Origin of the sequence: Spirilliplanes yamanashiensis, from assembly GCF_016863475.1 — a bacterium.
GTDB lineage: Bacteria > Actinomycetota > Actinomycetes > Mycobacteriales > Micromonosporaceae > Spirilliplanes > Spirilliplanes yamanashiensis.
This window is the reverse complement of record NZ_BOOY01000029.1, coordinates 38,826-57,470: the sequence shown is the minus strand read 5'-3', so window position 1 is coordinate 57,470 and position 18,645 is coordinate 38,826. Positions and strand designations below refer to the sequence as shown.

Annotated in this window: 18 protein-coding genes; 5 read left to right on the top strand and 13 right to left on the bottom strand. The window is 75.6% G+C overall.

Annotated elements, in window-relative coordinates; all coding sequences use genetic code 11:
* Window positions 1-3: 3 nt before the first annotated feature.
* Complete coding sequence (locus tag Sya03_RS20215; RefSeq protein WP_203939908.1) at window positions 4-1,146, bottom strand: acyl-CoA dehydrogenase family protein; 1,143 nt, start codon at window positions 1,144-1,146, stop codon at window positions 4-6.
* A gap of 9 nt (window positions 1,147-1,155) precedes the next feature.
* Complete coding sequence (locus tag Sya03_RS20210; protein ID WP_203939907.1) at window positions 1,156-2,181, bottom strand: DUF4037 domain-containing protein; 1,026 nt, start codon at window positions 2,179-2,181, stop codon at window positions 1,156-1,158.
* A gap of 18 nt (window positions 2,182-2,199) precedes the next feature.
* Here Sya03_RS20210 and Sya03_RS20205 point away from each other — a divergent pair, with 18 nt between their 5' ends.
* On the top strand, window positions 2,200-3,168 hold the full coding sequence (locus Sya03_RS20205) for an aldo/keto reductase (protein WP_203939906.1): 969 nt from the start codon (window positions 2,200-2,202) through the stop codon (window positions 3,166-3,168).
* A 4-nt stretch (window positions 3,169-3,172) separates the two neighbouring features.
* On the opposite strand, the gene Sya03_RS20200 is transcribed toward Sya03_RS20205, so the two are convergent.
* Window positions 3,173-4,408, bottom strand: a complete 1,236-nt coding sequence (locus Sya03_RS20200; RefSeq protein WP_203939905.1) for a putative hexosyltransferase — start codon at window positions 4,406-4,408, stop codon at window positions 3,173-3,175.
* A 667-nt stretch (window positions 4,409-5,075) separates the two neighbouring features.
* Between Sya03_RS20200 and Sya03_RS20195 the strand changes: the two genes are divergently transcribed.
* The gene (locus tag Sya03_RS20195; protein ID WP_203939904.1) at window positions 5,076-6,002 is read left to right on the top strand and encodes a 5'-3' exonuclease; all 927 of its coding nucleotides are present in this window, start codon (window positions 5,076-5,078) and stop codon (window positions 6,000-6,002) included.
* Here Sya03_RS20195 and Sya03_RS20190 read toward each other — a convergent pair.
* Window positions 5,999-6,772, bottom strand: a complete 774-nt coding sequence (locus Sya03_RS20190) for a HEAT repeat domain-containing protein (RefSeq protein ID WP_203939903.1) — start codon at window positions 6,770-6,772, stop codon at window positions 5,999-6,001. The two genes, Sya03_RS20195 and Sya03_RS20190, sit on opposite strands and share 4 nt — an antisense overlap.
* The gene (locus Sya03_RS20185) at window positions 6,773-9,544 is read right to left on the bottom strand and encodes a DEAD/DEAH box helicase (protein WP_203939902.1); all 2,772 of its coding nucleotides are present in this window, start codon (window positions 9,542-9,544) and stop codon (window positions 6,773-6,775) included.
* A 107-nt stretch (window positions 9,545-9,651) separates the two neighbouring features.
* Here Sya03_RS20185 and Sya03_RS20180 point away from each other — a divergent pair, with 107 nt between their 5' ends.
* Window positions 9,652-10,395: an HAD family hydrolase gene (locus Sya03_RS20180; protein ID WP_239107708.1), complete on the top strand. Its 744-nt coding sequence runs from the start codon at window positions 9,652-9,654 to the stop codon at window positions 10,393-10,395.
* A 39-nt stretch (window positions 10,396-10,434) separates the two neighbouring features.
* Here Sya03_RS20180 and Sya03_RS20175 read toward each other — a convergent pair whose 3' ends face one another.
* Genes Sya03_RS20175 through tatA form a run of 3 tightly spaced genes read right to left on the bottom strand, consistent with a single transcriptional unit; the run spans window position 10,435 to window position 12,691 of the window.
* On the bottom strand, window positions 10,435-11,322 hold the full coding sequence (locus tag Sya03_RS20175; protein WP_203940042.1) for a diacylglycerol/lipid kinase family protein: 888 nt from the start codon (window positions 11,320-11,322) through the stop codon (window positions 10,435-10,437).
* 40 nt (window positions 11,323-11,362) lie between these two features.
* Complete coding sequence (tatC, locus tag Sya03_RS20170; RefSeq protein ID WP_203939901.1) at window positions 11,363-12,298, bottom strand: twin-arginine translocase subunit TatC; 936 nt, start codon at window positions 12,296-12,298, stop codon at window positions 11,363-11,365.
* A gap of 9 nt (window positions 12,299-12,307) precedes the next feature.
* Window positions 12,308-12,691, bottom strand: a complete 384-nt coding sequence (gene tatA, locus Sya03_RS20165; RefSeq protein WP_203939900.1) for a Sec-independent protein translocase subunit TatA — start codon at window positions 12,689-12,691, stop codon at window positions 12,308-12,310.
* A gap of 297 nt (window positions 12,692-12,988) precedes the next feature.
* On the opposite strand from tatA, the gene Sya03_RS20160 reads away from it, so the two are divergent.
* Window positions 12,989-13,420: a hypothetical protein gene (locus Sya03_RS20160; protein WP_203939899.1), complete on the top strand. Its 432-nt coding sequence runs from the start codon at window positions 12,989-12,991 to the stop codon at window positions 13,418-13,420.
* Window positions 13,421-13,914: 494 nt separating this feature from the next.
* Here Sya03_RS20160 and Sya03_RS20155 read toward each other — a convergent pair whose 3' ends face one another.
* The 4 genes from Sya03_RS20155 to Sya03_RS20140 form a co-directional block, all read right to left on the bottom strand.
* Window positions 13,915-14,202, bottom strand: a complete 288-nt coding sequence (locus tag Sya03_RS20155) for a hypothetical protein (protein ID WP_203939898.1) — start codon at window positions 14,200-14,202, stop codon at window positions 13,915-13,917.
* A gap of 9 nt (window positions 14,203-14,211) precedes the next feature.
* Window positions 14,212-15,180: a helix-turn-helix transcriptional regulator gene (locus tag Sya03_RS20150; protein ID WP_203939897.1), complete on the bottom strand. Its 969-nt coding sequence runs from the start codon at window positions 15,178-15,180 to the stop codon at window positions 14,212-14,214.
* Window positions 15,177-16,181 (bottom strand): helix-turn-helix transcriptional regulator, encoded by a 1,005-nt coding sequence (locus Sya03_RS20145; RefSeq protein ID WP_203939896.1) that lies wholly within the window; start codon window positions 16,179-16,181, stop codon window positions 15,177-15,179. Before Sya03_RS20145 ends, Sya03_RS20150 begins: the two co-directional genes overlap by 4 nt.
* A 75-nt stretch (window positions 16,182-16,256) precedes the next feature.
* Complete coding sequence (locus tag Sya03_RS20140; protein ID WP_203939895.1) at window positions 16,257-17,330, bottom strand: hypothetical protein; 1,074 nt, start codon at window positions 17,328-17,330, stop codon at window positions 16,257-16,259.
* A gap of 70 nt (window positions 17,331-17,400) precedes the next feature.
* On the opposite strand from Sya03_RS20140, the gene Sya03_RS20135 reads away from it, so the two are divergent.
* Window positions 17,401-18,477, top strand: a complete 1,077-nt coding sequence (locus Sya03_RS20135) for a DUF3866 family protein (protein WP_203939894.1) — start codon at window positions 17,401-17,403, stop codon at window positions 18,475-18,477.
* Here the strand turns inward: Sya03_RS20135 and Sya03_RS20130 are convergent.
* Window positions 18,470-18,643 (bottom strand): hypothetical protein, encoded by a 174-nt coding sequence (locus Sya03_RS20130; RefSeq protein ID WP_203939893.1) that lies wholly within the window; start codon window positions 18,641-18,643, stop codon window positions 18,470-18,472. The genes Sya03_RS20135 and Sya03_RS20130 overlap by 8 nt on opposite strands.
* Window positions 18,644-18,645 lie beyond the last annotated feature (2 nt).

Here is an 18,645-nt window from a genome sequence, read left to right as displayed (position 1 = left end):
GCGTCAGCCCCGGGCGAGCGCGCGGCTGATCACCAGGCGCTGGATCTGGTTGGTGCCCTCGACGATCTGCAGCACCTTCGCCTCGCGCATGTAGCGCTCGACGGGGTGGTCGGCGCTGTAGCCGTACCCGCCGAGGACCTGCACCGCGTCGGTGGTGACCCGCATGGCGGCGTCCGTGGCGAACAGCTTGGCCTGCGCGGCCTGCGTCGCGTACGGCCGGCCGGCGTCGCGCAGCCGCGCCGCGGACAGGTACAGCGCGCGGGCGGCCGACACCTGGGTGGCCATGTCGGCCAGCAGGAACCCCAGGCCCTGGTGGTCGATGATCGGCGCGCCGAACTGCCGGCGCTCGCGGGCGTAGGCCACGGCGTAGTCGAGGGCGGCCTGGGCCAGGCCGACCGCGCAGGCGGCGATGCCGAGCCGGCCGCCGTCGAGCGCGGCCATCGCGATGGCGAAGCCCTGGCCCTCGGCGCCGACCAGCCGGTCCGCCGGGACGCGGGCGTCGTCGAACGCGACCTGCGCGGGGGCCGAGGAGCGCAGGCCCATCAGCCGCTCGGGGGCCTGCGGCTCCAGGCCGGGGGTACGGGCATCGGCGAGCAGGCAGGAGATGCCGCGCGGGCCGGGCCCGCCGGTGCGGCAGAAGACGTTGTAGAAGTCGGCGTGCCCGGCGTGGGTGATCCACGCCTTGGTGCCGGACACCACGTAGTCGTCGCCGTCGCGGGTGGCCCGGGTGGTCAGCGCAGCCGCGTCGGAGCCGCCCTGCGGCTCGGACAGGCAGTACGCGCCGAGCAGGTCGCCGCCGAGCATGTCGGGCAGGAGCTTGCGCTGCTGCTCCGAGCCGTACGCGGCGACCGGGAAGCAGGACAGGGTGTGCACGCTGACGGCCTCGGCGATCGCCAGCCATCGGCTCGCCAGGATCTCGATGACCTGCAGGTACACCTCGTACGGCTGGGCGGCGCCGCCGCACTCCTCGGGGTAGGGCAGGCCGAGCAGCCCGGCCCGGCCCAGGGTGCGCAGCACGTCGCGCGGGAACTCGCCGCGTGCCTCACAGTCGGCGGCCTTCGGCGCGAGCTCGCGGTCGGCGAGCTCGGTCGTCAGGTCCAGCAGGTCTCGCGCGTCATCGGTCGGAAGCAGGCGCTCGACGGTCATGCCATGAGCTTAACGGTCGTTTGGGAAAAGGCCCCGTGTCCGCGCCGGGTGGCCGAGGGCGTCCACGTTGTCGACCACCTGGTCCACCGCCCCCACCAGCGGCAGCGCCCGCACCTCGGGATCGGTGACCGCGGCCCGCAGCGCCTCGGCGAACCGGTCCGCCGCCAGCACCGGGAACGGCCGGTCGTGGAACGGCCGCAGCGCCGCGTCCAGCGGCGCGTGCAGGCCCGAGGCGTTGCTGCGCCCCGCCACCAGCACGCTCGCCGTGCCGACGTCGCCGGCCAGCAGCGCGTCGCGCACCGGACCGATGCACGGCAGCGCCGCGAACGCGCTGCCCAGCCACTTCGAGTACGGCGGCCAGCGGCGCGCCAGCAGCAGGCACAGCCGCATCAGGTCCCGGGCCAGGCGCGCCTCCACCACCCGCGCCCCCAGCTCGTCGCCCACCTCGCGGCACCGGCCCGGGAACGGCTCCTCCTGGTCGACGCGGTGCCACTGGCACGCCAGCACGTGACGCCACACGTCGTCCGGGTACCAGGCCAGCCGCCGGCGCACCGCCGTCAGGCCGCCGTCGGTGTCGGCGTACACCGCGCCGCCGGTCAGCTCCGCCAGCCGCTGCGTCGGCGTCGCCAGCCAGTCCGTCACCGTCCACCCGTCGCGCGGGTCGCGGCCCAGCCGCGCGGTCATGAAGTCGGCCAGCGGCAGCACCGTCAGGCCGTGCCGGTCACCGGCCGCGTCCATGACGCCCAGCGCACCGAACGCCCGGAACCGGGCCGGGTGGCCCGCCACCGAGTCCGGCAGCTCCGCCTCGAGGGCGCGGGCCACCGCCGGCGCCGCCTCCCGGCGCGGCACGAAGACCTGCAGCCGCGCGCCCCAGTCGTGGTCCGCCGACCGCGGCGAGTCGAAGCCCAGCAGCTCCGAGCCGCTGTCCACCCGGGCCGCCGCGTACCGCAGGCCCGGGAAGCGCCGCGCCAGCACCGGCGCCACCACCTCGTCGTGCAGTCGGCGGGACAGCTCCAGGCCGGGCAGGAAGGTCACGCCACTAGTGTGACGGTCATGGAGTACGTCCGGCTCGGCGCGACCGGCCTCAAGGTGTCCCGCATCTGCCTCGGCATGATGACCTACGGCTCCCCCGCCTGGCGGCCGTGGGCCCTCGACGAGGCGGCCGCCGAGCCGATCGTCCGGCAGGCCGTCGAACGCGGCATCACCTTCTTCGACACCGCCGACGTGTACTCGCAGGGCGCCAGCGAGAAGATCACCGGCCGGCTGCTCGCCAAGCTGTTCGGCCGGCGCGACTACTACGTGCTGGCCACCAAGGTGCACGGCGCCATGGGCGGCGGCCCCAACGACCGCGGCCTGTCCCGCAAGCACATCCTCAGCGGCATCGACGACTCCCTGCGCCGCCTCGGCACCGACCACGTCGACCTGTACCAGATCCACCGCTGGGACCCGGAGACCCCGATCGAGGAGACGATGGAGGCGCTGCACGACGTCGTGCGCGCCGGCAAGGCCCGCTACATCGGCGCCTCCAGCATGTGGACGTGGCAGTTCGCCAAGGCCCAGCACGTCGCCGAGCGGCACGGCTGGACCCGGTTCGTGTCCATGCAACCGCACTACAACCTCGCCTACCGCGAGGAGGAACGCGAGATGCTGCCCTACTGCCTCGACTCCGGCGTCGGCGTCATCCCATGGAGCCCGCTCGCCCGCGGCCTGCTCGCCGGGTCGCGCGCCGCCGGCACCACCCGGTCGCGCACCGACGACTTCGCCAAGCAGCTGTACGGCGACGACGACCTCGCCGTCGCCGAGGTCGTGCGCAAGGTCGCCGGCGACCGCGGGGTGCCCGCCGCCCAGGTCGCGCTCGCCTGGCTGCTGCACCAGGACGCCGTCACCGCCCCGATCATCGGCGCGTCCAAGACCGGCCACATCGACGACGCCGTCGCCGCCGTGGACCTGCGGCTCAGTGACGACGAACTGGCCGCCCTCGCCGAGCCGTACCGGCCGCACCCGGTGACCGGCCACTCCTGAGCGGTCAGGGGCTGCGGTTCCAGATCGTCAGCAGGTACACCCCGTACCAGGCGGAGAACAGCGCCAGCACGCCCAGCGTCACCACCACCGTGCGCAGGCGCGCCTTCGCCAGCCCCAGCGCGACCGGCAGCAGCAGCGGGAACGCGGGCAGCAGCAGCCGCGCCTTCGCGTGGTAGAACCCGTCGCCGCCCACCGCCAGCACCAGCACCACCGCCGCGTACACCACCAGCGGCCACGGCATGGCCCGGCCCGGCAGCAGGGCCAGCAGGGCCAGCCCCGCCAGCAGCACGATCGACACCACCACCAGCTGCAGGTCCGCGGGCTGCGTCAGCACCTGACCGAGCCGGGCCAGCGTGTACGCCCCGCCGTCGAACGCCATCCCCCAGGCGTCGCCCTGCACGTGCAGGTAGCCGTCCCAGCGGCCCAGCCGCACCCCCACCCAGCCGGCGAAGCCGAGGAACCCCAGCGGCGCCAGCGCCCCGCCCAGCCACGCCCGCCAGTCCCGCGGCCGCCGGCACACCGCCACCAGCGCCGCCAGCCCCACGGCCACCACCAGCGCCCCACCGGTCGGCCGGGTCAGCCCGCCCAGGCTGCACAGCACCCCGGCGAGCACCCAGTGCCGCCGCAGCACCGCCCACAACGCCCACGCCGCGAACGCCGTGAACACCGTCTCCGTGTACGCCATCGACTCGACCACGGCGTGCGGCACCACCGCGAACACCAGCGCCAGCGCCACCCCGGCCCGCCGCCCGCCGACCGCGTCACCGACGGCGAACAACCCCCACGCCGCCGCCAGCGACGCCACCCACGACACCACGATCTGCGCGACCGCCACCCCACCCGGCACCGCCGGGTCGACCGCGCCGACCAGCCACGGATACAACGGGAAGAACGCCAGGTTCGTCGGCTGCAGCACCCCGTCGACCCCGACCGGGATCGCCTGGTGATACCCCGCCTCGACGATCTGCCGGTACCACCGGCCGTCCCACCGGGCGAGCATCCCCCAGAAGTCCCGGCCCTGCGCATCGGCCGCCCACCACAACGCCACCAGCCCGACGGCTCGCAGCGCGGCGTAGCCGACGAGAGCGGGCGCGGCGTGCACGGTCGCCCGGGCGGCCCGCCGCCCCCATTGCCGCAGCGTCGCCGCCGGGGTTGCCCGCGTAGCGGGCGCCTTGGTGGCGGGGGCGGCGGGCGGCGTGGGCTCGGGGGCCGGGGCGGCCGGGGCCGCGGGCTCGGCCATGCTGCCTGCCGGCGGTGCCGAGGTCGGATCGTCTTCGACGGCGCCGCCGGGGAGGTCGGGCACGGCGGCTTGGTCAGGGCCTGCGGCCTCGGCAGGGCACGCGGCCTGGCCCACGACCCGGGCAGGGCCCGCGACCTGGCCCACGACCTGGGCAGTGTCCCCGGTCCGGGTAGGGCCCGCGACCTGTGCAGAGCCCACGACCTCGGCAGGGCCCGCAGCCTGGCCGCCATCCCCGCCTGCGGCGGCGTCCCCAACCGCGGCGGCCGCGCCATCGTCCGCGGCCTCGCCATGGGCGGCCTTCGCGGGCGCGGCCGCGGCCGCGGCGCCCTGCGCCCCTGGCGCGGTCGCCGACGAAACCACCGGGGCGGCCGGCGGGGAAGCCACCGGGGTGCCCGGCGAGGTGGTCGGCACAGCGGCCGGGGTGGGTGCCGGCGCGGCCGTCGGGTCAAGGTCCGCATCAGCCGGCGCGGCGGCCGAGCCGGCCGGGCCGATCGGGGCGGTCGGAGCGGCAGGCGGGGCCGGCGGGGCGGTGGCCGGGTGAGGGCCGGGCGCCGCCGCCGGGGTGTCCGCGGCCTTCGTGTCCGTCACCGCGCTCCTTCACCGATCACGCCCGGCCCAGTCTAGTGATCGGGGCGGCAGGTTCGGCCCGGGCTGGGGATGTGCCAGGGTGTTCGGTGTGACCACGCGCCCGCTGCTCGCCGTCGATGCTCCCAGCCTGTACTTCCGCGCCTTCCACGGCATCCCGGAGTCCGCCGCCCGCACCGACGCGGGTGAGCCCGTCAACGCCGTGCGCGGGTTCCTCGACATGGTGTCCACGCTGATCCGCACCCGGCGGCCCGGGCGGCTGGTGTGCGCGCTCGACGCGGACTGGCGGCCGGCGTGGCGGGTGGAGCTGGTGCCGTCGTACAAGCGGCACCGGCTGGCGCCCAACGGCGGCGAGGAGGTGCCGTCGGCGCTGGTGCCGCAGATCGACGTGATTCTGCAGGTGCTGGAGGCGGTGGGCATCGCCGCGTTCGGGGTCAAGAACTACGAGGCGGACGACGTGCTGGGCACGCTGGCCACCACGCAGCCCGCCCCGGTCGAGGTGGTGTCCGGCGACCGGGACCTGTTCCAGCTGGTCGACGACGAGCGCGGGGTGCGCCTGCTGTACTGCGGCCGCGGCGTCGCCAAGCTCGAGGACGCCGACAACGCGCTGGTGGAGAGCAAGTACGGGGTGCCGGCGAAGTGGTACGCGGACTTCGCGGCGCTGCGCGGCGACCCCAGTGACGGCCTGCCGGGGGTGCCGGGGGTGGGTGAGAAGACCGCGGCGCGGCTGGTGACCCGGTACGGCGGCGCGGAGGAGATCCTGGCGGCGCTGGACGACCCGGCGGCGGGGTTCGCGCCGGGGCTGCGGGCGAAGCTGGCCGCCGCCACGGACTACCTGGTGGCGGCGGTGCCGGTGTGCCGGGTGGCGCGGGACGTGCCGCTGCCGGACTTCGACCCGGAGCTGCCGTCGGCGCCGGTGGACGGCGACCGCCTGATGGAGCTGGCGCAGCGGTGGAACATCGCGAGCCCGTGCCGGCGCCTGGTCGACGCCCTGGCGGGGCACGCCTAGCCGAGGTCGGCGAGGGACTCCTCGGCGGCCTCGCGCACGTCGGGGTCGGGGTCGGCGGCCAGGGCAGTGAGCAGCGCGACGGTGAGCGGGTCGCGCCAGGCGGGGGCGACGTCGGCGAGGACGCGGCGCACCTCCGGGTCGGGATGGGCGGCGAGCGGGGCCACGTCGGCGAGGCGGCCGCGGCCGCGCAGCCGCCCGTAGCTCCAGTTGCCAAGTTCGGCGAGGGCGTCGGTGACCCGGTCCGGGTCGCCGGCGCGCAGTTCGGCCAGCAGCACCGGGTACGGGCGGCGGGCGCCGCGCCGGGACTCGCCGAGCCGGGCGCGCAGCCGCTCGGCGCCGTAGCCGCCGCGCGGCAGGCAGGCGGGGCAGGCGCAGGGCCGCCGCCCGTGCTCGCCGGGGCGGTACCGCCAGCCGACGGTGCCGGGGACCCGGCGGACGCGGCGCAGGTCGCCGGGCGGGACGGGGCGGTGCAGCACCACCTCGTACCCGAGGGGGTCGTCGAGGCCGCGGACGAGCCCGGCGGCGGCCGACGCGGGCAGGGTCTGCTTCGGGCCGTGGTAGTGGCCGACCTCGACGGGTTCGGTGTCGGGGACGGTGAAGGTGACCGCGACGGTGGTGCGGTGGCCGCGGCGGCGCAGCTCGCGGGCCCACTGGTGGGTGACGGGGTACACGGGCAGCACCGGGAAGCAGTGCGTGCGCGCGGTGGTGAGCCCGGCCCGGCGGATGCGGCGCGCCAGCGGTTCCGGCGCGCAGTGCACGAACAGCGCCACCTACAGGCCCGTCTGGTACGCCAGCACGCCCCGCTTCACCACGCTCATCGCCTGCCGGGCGGTGGCGCGCAGCGACTCGGACGCGCCCGCGGCGTCGGTGAGCTGGCCGAGCAGGTCGAGCACCTGGCGGGCCCAGCGCACGAAGTCGCCGGCGGGCATGTCCTGGTCGAGCTGGGTGCCGCTGGCCAGCACGCGGGCCAGCGGCTCGCCGCGCGCCCACCGGTACATGGGCCACACGAAGCCGAGGTCGGGCTCGCGGGTCAGCGACAGCTCGTGGTCCTGCTCCTCGGCCTGGATGCCGGCCCACAGCTTGCCGGTGGCGTCGATGGCGTCGGCGACGGGCCCGCGCGGGATGCTGGCGCGTTCCTCGCCGTCGCGGCGCGACTCGTACAGCACGACGGACACGGCGGCGGCCAGCTCCTCGGGGCTGAGGCCGTCCCACACGCCGCGGCGCAGGCACTCGGCGACGAGCAGGTCGGTCTCGGCCCAGATGCGGGCGAGCATCCGCCCGGCGTCGGTGACCTCGCCGTCGGCGGACAGGTAGCCGCGGCCGGCGAGCACGGCGCAGACCTGGTCGAACGTGCGGGCCAGCGAGCCGGTGCGGCCGGACACCTTGTCGCGCAGGGCCTCGGTGTCGCGTTCCAGGCGGTGCCGGCGTTCGGCCCAGCGGGCGTGCGCCTCGCGGTCGGGGCAGGCGTGGCAGGGGTGCTGCCGCATCTGGATCTTCAGCAGGGCGATCTCGGCGTCCTCGCCGCGGTCGCGGCCCTTGCCGGAGCCGCGGGCGGCCCGGTCGGCGCGGCCGGGGTGCCGGTCGTGGCCGGTGGCGGCGACCGTGGCGGCCAGGTCGCGGCGGGCGCCCGGCGAGCGCGGGTTGAAGTGCTTGGGCACCCGCACCCGGTCGAGCACGTCGACGGGACCGGCGAAGTCGGCGGTGCTGACCCGGCCGGCCCACCGGTCCTGGGTGAGCACCATGGGCCGCGGCTCGCCGAAGCCGCCGACACCCGGGTCGAGCACGACGGCCAGCCCGGCCCGGCGGCCCTGGGCGACGCGGATGACGTCGCCGACGCGCAGCCGCTCCAGCGACGCCACGGACGCGGCGCGCTGCTGGTGGCGGCCCTGCCGGGCGATGTCGCGCTCGCGGTCGGCGATGGCGACCCGGATGGCGAAGTACTCGGCGAAGTCGCCGTGGTGGCACTCCGCCTCGGCCTCGTAGGAGGCCATGGTGTCCACGTTGCGCTGCACCTGGCGGGCCAGGCCGACGACGGAGCGGTCGGCCTGGAACTGCGCGAACGACGACTCCAGCAGCGTGCGGGCCCGCTCGGCGCCGACGGTGGCGACCAGGTTGACCGCCATGTTGTACGACGGCCGGAAGCTGGACCGCAGCGGGTAGGTGCGGGTGGACGCCAGCCCGGCGACGTGCCGCGGGTCGACCTCGGGGCTCCACACCACGACGGCGTGGCCCTCGACGTCGATGCCGCGCCGCCCGGCCCGGCCGGTGAGCTGGGTGTACTCCCCCGGGGTCAGGTCGACGTGCGCCTCGCCGTTGAACTTGACCAGCCGCTCCAGCACCACGCAGCGGGCCGGCATGTTGATGCCCAGCGCCAGGGTCTCGGTGGCGAACACCGCCTTGACCAGGCCGCGGACGAAGCACTCCTCGACCGCCTCCTTGAAGGCGGGCAGCATGCCGGCGTGGTGGGCGGCGACGCCGCGCTCGAGGCCGTCGAGCCACTCCCAGTAGCCCAGCACGGTGAGGTCCTCCGGCGGGATCGCCGCGACCTTCTCGGTGGCGATGGCGCGAATCGCGGCCCGCTCGTCGGGGTCGGTGAGGCGCAGCCCGGCGGCCAGGCACTGCTGCACGGCGGCGTCGCAGCCGGCCCGGCTGAAGATGAACAGGATGGCGGGCAGCAGCGACGCCCGGTCGAGGCGTTCGACGACGTCGGCGCGCAGCGGCGGCTGCCAGCGGCGCGGCCGGGCGCCCGGGCGGCCGCGGTCGGCGCCGGTGGTCATCTCCAGCCGGCGCAGCATCTCCCGCGAGTAGCGCAGCAGCTCGGGGTGCACGTCGTGCTTGCGGGCGGCGTCGGCGTCGTGGAACAGGTCGAACATGCGCCGGCCGACGAGCATGTGCTGCCACAGCGGCACGGGCCGGTCCTCGCTGACCACCACCTCCGTCTGGCCGCGGACGGTGACCAGCCAGTCGGCGAACTCCTCGTAGTTGCTGACGGTGGCCGACAGCGAGACCAGGGTGACCGACGCCGGCAGGTGGATGATCACCTCCTCCCAGACCGCGCCGCGGAACCGGTCGGCCAGGTAGTGCACCTCGTCCATCACCACGTACGCGAGGCCGCGCAGCGTGTCGGAGCCCGCGTAGAGCATGTTGCGCAGCACCTCGGTGGTCATGACCACCACGGGCGCGTCGCCGTTGATCGCGTTGTCGCCGGTGAGCAGGCCGACGTTCGCCGCGCCGTGCCGCTCGACCAGGTCGTGGTACTTCTGGTTGGACAGCGCCTTGATCGGCGTGGTGTAGAAGCACTTGCGGCCGGGCGCGCCGGTCAGCGCCAGGTGCACCGCGAACTCGCCGACGACCGTCTTGCCCGCCCCGGTCGGCGCGCAGACGAGCACGCCGGAGCCGCGCTCGAGGGACTCGCAGGCGGCGCGCTGGAAGTCGTCGAGGTCGAAGCTCAGGCCGTCCATGAACGCGGTCAGCGCAGGGTGCTGCGCCGCCGCAGCGGCCCGGCGCCGGGACGCCGCGTACCGCTCCGCGGGGCTGGTCATGGTCCCCAGGCTAGTGGGCACCGCCGACAGGATCTCGCCGCGGTGCGGCGCGGCCGGTCGCGAGCCGCCCGCCGGGAGTGTCCGGACCGGTCGGTATCGTGCACCCCGTGCCGGACAGTCCGAACCCTGCCCCGCGGTGCTCCGACGCCACGCCGCCCCGCCGGCCGGTCGAGGGGGTCCTGTTCGACTTCCACGGCACCCTCGCCCAGGTCGAGGACGCCGTGGCCTGGGTGCTCGCCGCCGCCGCCAGCTGCGGCGTCGAGCTGGAACGCGCCCGCGCGACCGCCCTGGCCGACCGGCTCGTGATGGCCGGGCGGGCCGGCGGGCCGCTGCCGCACCGGGTGCCGCCGCACCTGGCCGACGTGTGGGCCGACCGCGACCTGTACGAGCATTGCCACCGCGCCGCCTACACCGGACTGGCCGCCACCGTCGGCTCCGACGTGGACGGCCTCGCCGACGCGCTGTACGACCGCCTGCTCAGCCCCGACGGCTGGGCCCCGTACGCGGACACCGCCGGCACGCTGCGGGCGCTGCGCGACGCGGGGGTGCCGGTGGCGGTGGTCAGCAACGTCGGCTTCGACATCCGCCCGCTGTTCGCCGCGTGGGGCCTGGCCGACCTGGTCGGGGCGTACGCGCTGTCGTACGAGGTGGGCCGCTGCAAGCCCGACCCGGCGATCTTCCTGCGCGCCTGCGGCATGATCGGCGTCGACCCGGAGCGGGCGCTGATGGTGGGCGACTCCCCCGCCGACGCGGGCGCGGTGCGGGCGGGCTGCGCCGCGCTGGTGCTGCCGGCGGGCGAGGCGGGCGCCGTCAACGGCCTGGGCGCGAGCCTGGCGCTGGCGGGCTGCTGAGCCGGCGCGGCCGTCGGCCGCCCTCGTCCGGCCGCCGGGTCACACCAGCAGGCGCAGCGCGCCGGGCACGCAGGTGACCGTGAGCGGCAGGGCGGCCAGGCGCTCGCCGTCGGCGTACCCGACGATGCCGTCCGCGGCGACGGTGACCTCGCGGGCCCGGTGCACGGTGACCAGCGGGTCGCCGACGTGGGTGCCGCGGTGCACGTGCGGGGTGAGCCGGGCCAGCGTCCGCCGGCTCATCGGGGCGCCGACGACCACGTCGAGCAGCCCGTCGGCCGGGTCGGCGCCGGGCCCGATCCGGATGCCGCCGCCGTAGCTGGCGGTGTTGCACACCGCGACCAGCACGGCCGGCAGCCGGTGCTCGGCGCCGTCGAGGGTCAGGGTGTACGCGCGGGGGCGCAGCCGGGCCAGCTCGACGGCGATGGCCAGGTCGTAGCGGCGCGGGCCGCGGGGCCAGCGCAGCCGGTTGGCGCGCTCGTTGACGACGGCGTCGAAGCCCGCGGCGAGCACGCCGCCGAACCAGCGCGTCCCGCCGTGCGCGGTGGTCACGCGGGCAAGGTCGAGCGGGTGGGTGCGGCCGTCGCGCAGCGCCTCGGCCAGCGCGGACGCCGCGCTCAGCGGGTCCGGCGGCAGGCCGGCGGCGGCCGCGATGTCGTTGCCGGTGCCGGCCGGCACGATGCCGAACGCGACGTCCGACCCGGCGACGGCCTGCAGGGCGCGGTGGACGGTGCCGTCGCCGCCGACGGCCACCACGGCGCGGGCGCCGCCGCGGACGGCGGCGTGGCACGCCGCCTCGGCCTCGCCGGCGCTGGCGGCGGTGAGCAGCTCGACGGTGGCGCCGGCGGCGCCGAGCCGGTCGAGGACGCCGGGCAGCAGGCCGCGGTGCCGGCCCCGGCCCGCCGCCGGGTTGGCCAGCACCGCGATCATGTCGGTCACAGCCGGGAGGGTACCGGCTGGGCGGCGGGTGCTACGTCGACTCGTCGTAGCGTCGTTCGAGCGGCATCGGGCGGGCCACCGGCTCGGGCGCCGGGACGGGTTCCGGGGCGTCGATCCGGTCGGTGACCGACACCGGGTGCCGGTCGTCCTCCAGCGGCGACAGCTCGTCGTCGTCGAGGCCGGCGTACAGCTCCTTGCCGCGGCCCTTGCGCCGGTCGTTGATGAACGCCACGCCCAGCGCCATGAAGTACAGCAGCGACAGCGCGCCCGCCAGGGTCAGCATGCCGAACACGCCCGGGTCGGGGGTGACGATGGCGGCGAACAGGGTGCAGATGAAGATGACCGCCCGCCACCAGCTGGCCAGCCGCCGCGCGGTGACCACGCCGGTGAAGTTGAGCATGAGCAGCAGCAGCGGGAACTCGAACGCGACGCCGAACAGCAGCAGCATCGTGGTGACGAAGTCGATGTAGCGTTTCGCCTCGAACGACGTGGTCAGGCCGCCGATACCCGCATCAATGAGAAAGAAAAGACTCTTGTCGACGACGAACCAGGCAAGCACCGCACCAGCGAAGAACAGCGGCACTGCCAGCGCCACGAAGACGTAGGCCCACTTGCGTTCGTGGCGGTGCAGGCCGGGCGCGACGAACGCCCACATCTGATACATCCAGACCGGTGAGCCGACCAGCAAGCCGATCCACATGGCCAGCTGAAGCTTGACGGTAAAAGGATCAGTAGGACCGAGAGCCACCAGTCCGACCGCACCGGGCAGTTCCTCGTACGGCCTCTTCAACAGTTCGAAGACCGGCTGGGCGAGGAACAGGCCGGCGATCAGGCCGGCCACGACGGCGAGGGCCGCCTTGAAGAGCCGCGAACGGAGCTCGATCAGGTGCTCCATGAGCGTCATGGAGCCGTCCGAGGCCTGCTCGAACTTCGACGGGCCCTTCTTACGGCGAAGCGTCAGCGCCACGGCCGCGGATCAGCGGTCCTGGGTGCGCTGCACCGGGTCGACGAAGGGCTGCTGCGGCTGACCCGGCTGCGCGTACGGCTGCTGGGGCTGCTGGTACGGCTGCTGGCCCTGGTACGGCTGCTGCTGGTAGGGCTGCTGGCCCTGGTACGGGGGCTGCTGGCCGGGGTGCTGGATCTCGGTCGGGTGCAGCGGCTGGCGCCCGTGCTGGGCGTCCGCCTTCTCCGACAGGTCGCCCCTGTCCTTGTCGTCATCGATCAGGCCCTTGGTCTCGGACTTGATGATGCGCAGCGACCGGCCGAGCGACCGGGCCGCATCCGGGAGCCGCTTCGCGCCGAACAGCAGGATCAGCACGACGACCAGGACGATGATGTGCCACGGCTTAACCAGGCCCATGAGAATCTCCAGATGATCCGGTCCGGCGCCCGGGGGCACCGAGGGGTGTCAGGCCCATCGTACGTGGCGGTTCCGCTCGTGGCACCGGCGGATGATCGGGCCGGACCGTGAAGACTGCGCCAACCATGGGCGGCGTTCGACATGTCAGGCAGGTGACAGCCAGGCACCGAGTCGTCCAGACCGCCCGCCGCTCAGGCACAGCCAAGGCGGTCGTGGACCGGAAACGCCCGCCCAGTGCCTGGACACCGGCCCTGCTCTGCATTCGCACCACTTGGGTCGACGCATTCAACATGGTGTATGGTGCTGACGCCCCATGATCAAGACAAGGACTTGCGAATGAATTCGAGAAATGCCAAGATGCGCCGCCACTTCGGCCGCGCGTTCGCGAGCGGTGTTGTGATCGCAGCATCGCTGACAGTTCCAGCCACTCCCGCCTTCGCCGATGGTGAGACCTGCTGGAAGGGGCGAATCGACTGTGAAGCCTCAACCATCATCACGAACAACAACACTCGCATCTTCGCATGCGACCGCGAAGCCGATGGAAGAGGCGCTCGCGCCTGGTACATCGACAACCACAACGTGCACCGCTACGTGTCGGACGCCAACGGATCGCGCGGAGTTTGCAGCTACTACAAGGAGGTGCCTCCCGGAGACCGGATCACCGCATACCGGATGTGCCTCGTACGCGGCACCACGGAAGACTGCGAGAATTGGAACCGCATCAGCTAAGTAACTGAGTCATCATTACATAACGGGGCTGAGGCTCTCGGTCAGGGCCAGGCGTTGACCGAGAGCCAAATTTGGAATTACGCAATGACGAGCTGCCTATCAGTTGATTCGGTCAGCGACGATCAGACGCCGCTCATCGCGTCTCGCCCGAACCTACGTCTAGGACCTCGCCCCGATAGGTACGCCTTGCCGCGATGGCGATGTCTCCGAAATCCAACTCAGCGGTCTCCACTAGACGTTCCGGCATGCGGCACGGAGTCGACATAGCGTTGGCAACACTTCCACTGCTGGCCCTGAGGCGCTACGCCTAACGCTAACCCAAGCGGACAGTGTTCACAGCCGGCCGGTGGAAATCGGGCACGCTCCCAGCGCAAGAACAGGGCTCGGCGCCTGTGCCAGTAGGACTCATTCGCGTAATGGCTGTCGCAATCCCGGGGCCGCTCCGGCGGTTGATCGGGCCGGATCGTGAAGACTGCGCCAACCGCCGGCGGCGCTCAGCCCGCCCGGCGGGTGATGAACTCCGGGGTGGCGTCCTGCTTCCCGCGGGCCGCTCTGATCACGGTGAGGCGGTCCTGCACCGTCTCGGCGCGCTCGCCGAGCCGCTGCACGCCGGCCGCCAGCGACTCGGCCCGCGCCTGCAGCGCCAGCACCGCCGTGCGGTGCCGCTGGAGGCGCTCCGCGGCGGTGAGCAGGCCGTCGACGCGGCCGAGCACGGGACGGACGGCCAGCCCGAGAACCAGCACGGCCAGGACACAGATGCCCACCACGATCCAGATCACCACGGGACCACCCTAACCGGCCGGGGTGGCGTACGCGTCGAGCGCCATGGCCGCCTGCGCCCGGATCCGGTCGACGAGCTCCGGCGGGCCCAGGACGGTGACGTCCGGGCCGAGGCTGAGCAGGAACCGCTGCGCCCAGCCCAGGTCGGCGACGCGCAGCGTGGCCACCCAGTCGTCGCCGGCGCCGCGGCGCACCTCCTCGCACGGGTAGTACTCGGTGACCCAGCGGCTGGAGCGGCCCAGCCGCACGGTGACCAGCGGCAGGTCGTCGGTCGGCCGGAACACCCCGGCGCTGACGTCGTGCGGCCGGGCGGCGGCCGGCGGCGCGGCCGGCTCGGCCAGCTCGGTGAACGCGTCGATGCGGTCGACCCGGAACAGCCGGACCGCCTCGACCCGGCGGCACCACGCCTCCAGGTAGCCGCGCCCGGCGACCATCAGCACCCGCATCGGGTCGACGACCCGCTCGGTGGTCTCGTCGCGGGCGGCGGTGTAGTAGGTCAGGCGCAGGGCGCGGCCGCGCTCGACGGCGGCGCGGATCTCGGCGAGCCGGGCGTCGTCGCCGGGCAGCCGCACCGCCACCGGGGCGCCGGCCAGGTCGCCCGCCGCGTTCTCGATCTTGGCCAGGGCCCGCTCGACGGCGTCGCGGCCGCCGACGCCGGGCATCTCGGCCAGCATCCGCAGCGCCACCACCAGGGCGAGCGCCTCGTCGGGGGTGAGCCGCAGCGGCCGGTCGATGCCCGCGTCGTAGGTGATGGTGACCCGGTCGCCGTCGAACGCCATGTCGATGAGGTCGCCCGGGCCGTACCCGGGCAGGCCGCACACCCACAGCAGTTCCAGGTCCTCGCGCAGCTGCCGCTCGGTGACGCCCAGGTCGGCGGCGGCCTCGGACACGGCGATGCCGGGCCGGGCCAGCAGGTACGGCACCAGGTTGAGCAGCCGCGCCAGCCGGTCGGCGGAGGCGCGGCCGGCCGTGGTGCTCACGACGCGACCTCAGCCGGGGTGTCGGCGCGGGTGTCGTAGCGGGCCACGACCTCCTTCAGCGCCTGGATGACGGCGTCGCGCAGCTCCGGCGGGTCGAGGGCGGTCACGTCGGCGCCGTAGCCGACCAGAGTGCCGGCGAGGCGCTCGACGTCGCCGTACGGCAGCACCAGGCGGTCGCCGTCGGGGCCGGGCAGGGTCTCGGTGGCCCAGCGGCGCAGCCCGGCCGCCCGGCCCGGGGCGACCACGACGGTGGCCCGGCCGACCGTCGGGACCGGCCCGGAGTAGTGCGCGACGTGGCTGATGAGGTCGACCTGCTCGGGCGGGGTGAACGCGCCCGGCCGCCCGGTGGCCTTGACCGCGCCGACCATGCGCGACAGCCGGAAGCAACGGGTGGCGCCGCGGTCACGGTCGTGGCCCACCACGTACCACCGGCCCTGCCAGCACACCACGCCCCACGGCTCCAGGTGCCGGGCGACCGGCTCGTCGCCCTCCGGGGTGCGGTACTGGAACGTGACGGCGCGGCGTTCCCGGGCGGCGGCGGTGAGCGGCGCGAACGCCGGGTCGACCGTGACGACGGGCTCCACGCCGAGGGTGGCGGACGGGTCGACGTCGACGCCCGCGGCGCGCAGCTTCGCCAGGCCGGACGACGCGGCGGCGGCCAGCCCGGCGTGCTGCCACAGCCGGGCGGCGATGCCGACGGCGGCCGCCTCGTCGGGCTTGAGCGGGATGTCGGGCAGCGCGTACTCGCGGTGGGCGATGCGGTAGCCGGGCTCGCTGTCGAACACGCTGGCGGTGCCGGTCTCCAGCGGGACGCCCAGCTCGCGCAGCTCGGCCTTGTCCCGCTCGAACTTGCGCTGGAACGCCTCGTGGTCCTTCGGGTCGTCGGGGTCGTGCTCGTAGCCGGGCACGGTCGCGGCGATCTGCGCGGCGGTCAGGAACCGTCGCGTCGACAGCAGGCAGATCACCAGATTGACCAGGCGCTCGGTGCGGATGCGCGACACGCCCACGACAATAGCCCTGCACGGGCCCCCGGCACCCGCACGGGTGAGCCCGCGCCGGGGTTCCGGACCGGGGCGTCAGCCGCCCGCCCGCAGGCCCGCCACGATCCGGTCGAGCAGCCGGTCGGCGGCGGCCACGCCGAGGTCCCGGCCGCGGGCCCGGATCGTCACGGTCGCCGCGCCGCCGACGCTCGCCAGCCCGACCGCCAGGCCCGCCGGGCCGCTCGGCTGCGGGTAGAACGCCAGCGCCGACACGGCCCCGCCGGCGTCGACGGCGCCCAGGTTGGACACCAGCGCGGTGGCGCCCAGCCGGCCGGCGAGGGCGCGCCGGGCCAGGGCCACCGCCCGGCTGCGCGACGGCGGGAAGTCCGGCTCGGGCCGCGCCGCGGCGAGCAGCCGGCGCGCCGCCGCCCGGTCGGCGCCGGCCGGGACGCGCAGCCGCAGGTACACCGACCGCAGCTCCGGCGCCGGGTCGCTGCCCGGCCGCCGGGACGCCCCGACCGCCACGACGGCGCGGCGCGGCGGCGCGCCGTTCCACCAGGCGACCGCGGCCGTCGTCGCGGCGACCAGCGCGGCGGTGTCCAGCCGGGCCGCCGCGACCGCCCGCTCGGCCAGGGTCTCGCCGCCGCCGGCGCCGTCCGGGCACACCCGCAGCCGGGTCGGCGGGGCCACCAGCGCCTCGGCGGCGCGGCGCACCGCCCCGGCGGCGAACGACCGGACGGCGGGCCGGGCGCGCAGCCCGGCGGCGCCGCTGGTCACCGGCCGGTCGAGGGCGGCGCCGAGCACCCCCAGCAGGCCGAGGCCGTCGACGGCGCCGTGGTGCGCGGCGAGCAGCAGCGTCCGGCCGCCGTCGGCGACCGCGGCCCGGATCAGCGGACGGTCCGGGGTGTACGCCCGGGCGGCGAACGCGGCGAGGGGGCCGGCCGGGTCGCCGTCGACCTCGGCGACGTCCGGCGCCGCCCCCAGGTGCGGGTGCCGCCCGGTCAGCGCGGCCAGCCGGGCGGCGACCGCGCCGGCGGCGACCGGCTCGGCCAGCGTGGCGCGCACGACGATGCTCCACGGCACGGCCGGGTCGCCGTACAGGCCGACGGCGGCGTCGGCGGCGCGCCAGGCCCGCGCGGCGCCCCCGCCGGACGCCCGGTCACTCGGCATGCGGGCACCCTAGCGGCAGCCGCGTGTCCGCGCGCCGCGGTGCGCCGGGTCCCCGCTAGCCTTCCCGACCATGGTGCGATGGCGGTCCGGCACGGTGACGGCGATCCGGGCCCGGTGGGCCGGGGCGGTGCAGCTCGACGTGGCCGTCGGCGCGGACACGGTGCGCGCCCTCGCGTACCCCGCCCTGGTGGGCGAGCCGGAGCCGGGCGACCGGGTCCTGCTCAACGTGGGCGCGCAGGTCATGGGCCTGGGCACCGGCGGGTACGCGCTGGTGGTGGCCTTGCCCGACCGGCTGCCCGCCGACCCGCCCGACGCGGGCGACACCCGCGACCACGGGCACATGGTGAAGGCCCGGTACACGCCGCTGCAGGCCATCGTGCTGGGCGTGGACGAGGAGGCGTCGCCGCACCGCGCCGTGCTGGCGTCCGCCACCTCGCTGGACGGCATGCCCGTGGTGACCGCCGACCTGCACTCGGCGCTGCCCGCCGTCGTGGCCGGGGTGCACGCCGACCGGCCGGCCGCCCGCGTCGCGTACGTGATGACCGACGGCGGCGCGCTGCCGGCCTGGTTCTCCCGCACCCTCGACGGCCTGGCGCCGGTGCTGGCCGGCACGGTCACCGTGGGGCAGGCGTTCGGCGGCGACCTGGAGGCGTCCACCGTGCACACCGCGCTGCTCGCCGCCCGGCACGTGCTGCGCGCCGACGTCGCCGTCGTGGCGCAGGGCCCCGGCAACCTCGGCACCGGCACGGCGTGGGGGTTCACCGGGGTCGCCGCCGGCGAGGCCGTCAACGCGGCCGCCGTGCTGGGCGGGCGGCCGGTCGGGTCGCTGCGGCTGTCCGGGGCGGACGCCCGCGACCGGCACCGCGGGGTGTCGCACCACAGCCTCACCGCGTACGGCCGGGTGGCGCTGGCCGCCGCGGACCTGCCGGTGCCCGCGGGCCTGGACCCGGCGCTGGCCGAGGCCCTGCGGCCGCTCGCCGAGCGGCACCGGATCGTCGCGGTGGACACCGCCGGGCTGGACGCCGCGCTGCGGGCCAGCCCGGTGCGCCTGTCGACGATGGGCCGCGGCCTGGACGCCGACCACCTGTACTTCCTCGCGGCCGCCGCGGCCGGGCGGCACGCGGCGGCGCTGCTGACGGTCAGCTGACGACGATCAGGGCGACCCAGCCGGCCAGGATCAGCCCGAGGATCGTCGCCAGCACCCAGGTGGGCACCCGGTGGTTGCCCTCGCGGTTGCGGCGGATCTCCGCCGCGATCTTCTGCCGGCGGCGCTCGTGGCGGGGCAGCCGCTCCTCCGGGCGATCGAGACTCACGA

Coding starts and splice junctions, on each gene's coding strand:
- Sya03_RS20215 (WP_203939908.1), bottom strand. CDS start 1,146: ATGACCGTCGAGCGCCTGCTTCCGACCGATGACGCGCGAGACCTGCTG.
- Sya03_RS20205 (WP_203939906.1), top strand. CDS start 2,200: ATGGAGTACGTCCGGCTCGGCGCGACCGGCCTCAAGGTGTCCCGCATC.
- Sya03_RS20200 (WP_203939905.1), bottom strand. CDS start 4,408: ATGGCCGAGCCCGCGGCCCCGGCCGCCCCGGCCCCCGAGCCCACGCCG.
- Sya03_RS20185 (WP_203939902.1), bottom strand. CDS start 9,544: ATGACCAGCCCCGCGGAGCGGTACGCGGCGTCCCGGCGCCGGGCCGCT.
- Sya03_RS20175 (WP_203940042.1), bottom strand. CDS start 11,322: ATGATCGCGGTGCTGGCCAACCCGGCGGCGGGCCGGGGCCGGCACCGC.
- tatA (WP_203939900.1), bottom strand. CDS start 12,691: ATGGGCCTGGTTAAGCCGTGGCACATCATCGTCCTGGTCGTCGTGCTG.
- Sya03_RS20160 (WP_203939899.1), top strand. CDS start 12,989: ATGGTGCTGACGCCCCATGATCAAGACAAGGACTTGCGAATGAATTCG.
- Sya03_RS20140 (WP_203939895.1), bottom strand. CDS start 17,330: ATGCCGAGTGACCGGGCGTCCGGCGGGGGCGCCGCGCGGGCCTGGCGC.
- Sya03_RS20135 (WP_203939894.1), top strand. CDS start 17,401: ATGGTGCGATGGCGGTCCGGCACGGTGACGGCGATCCGGGCCCGGTGG.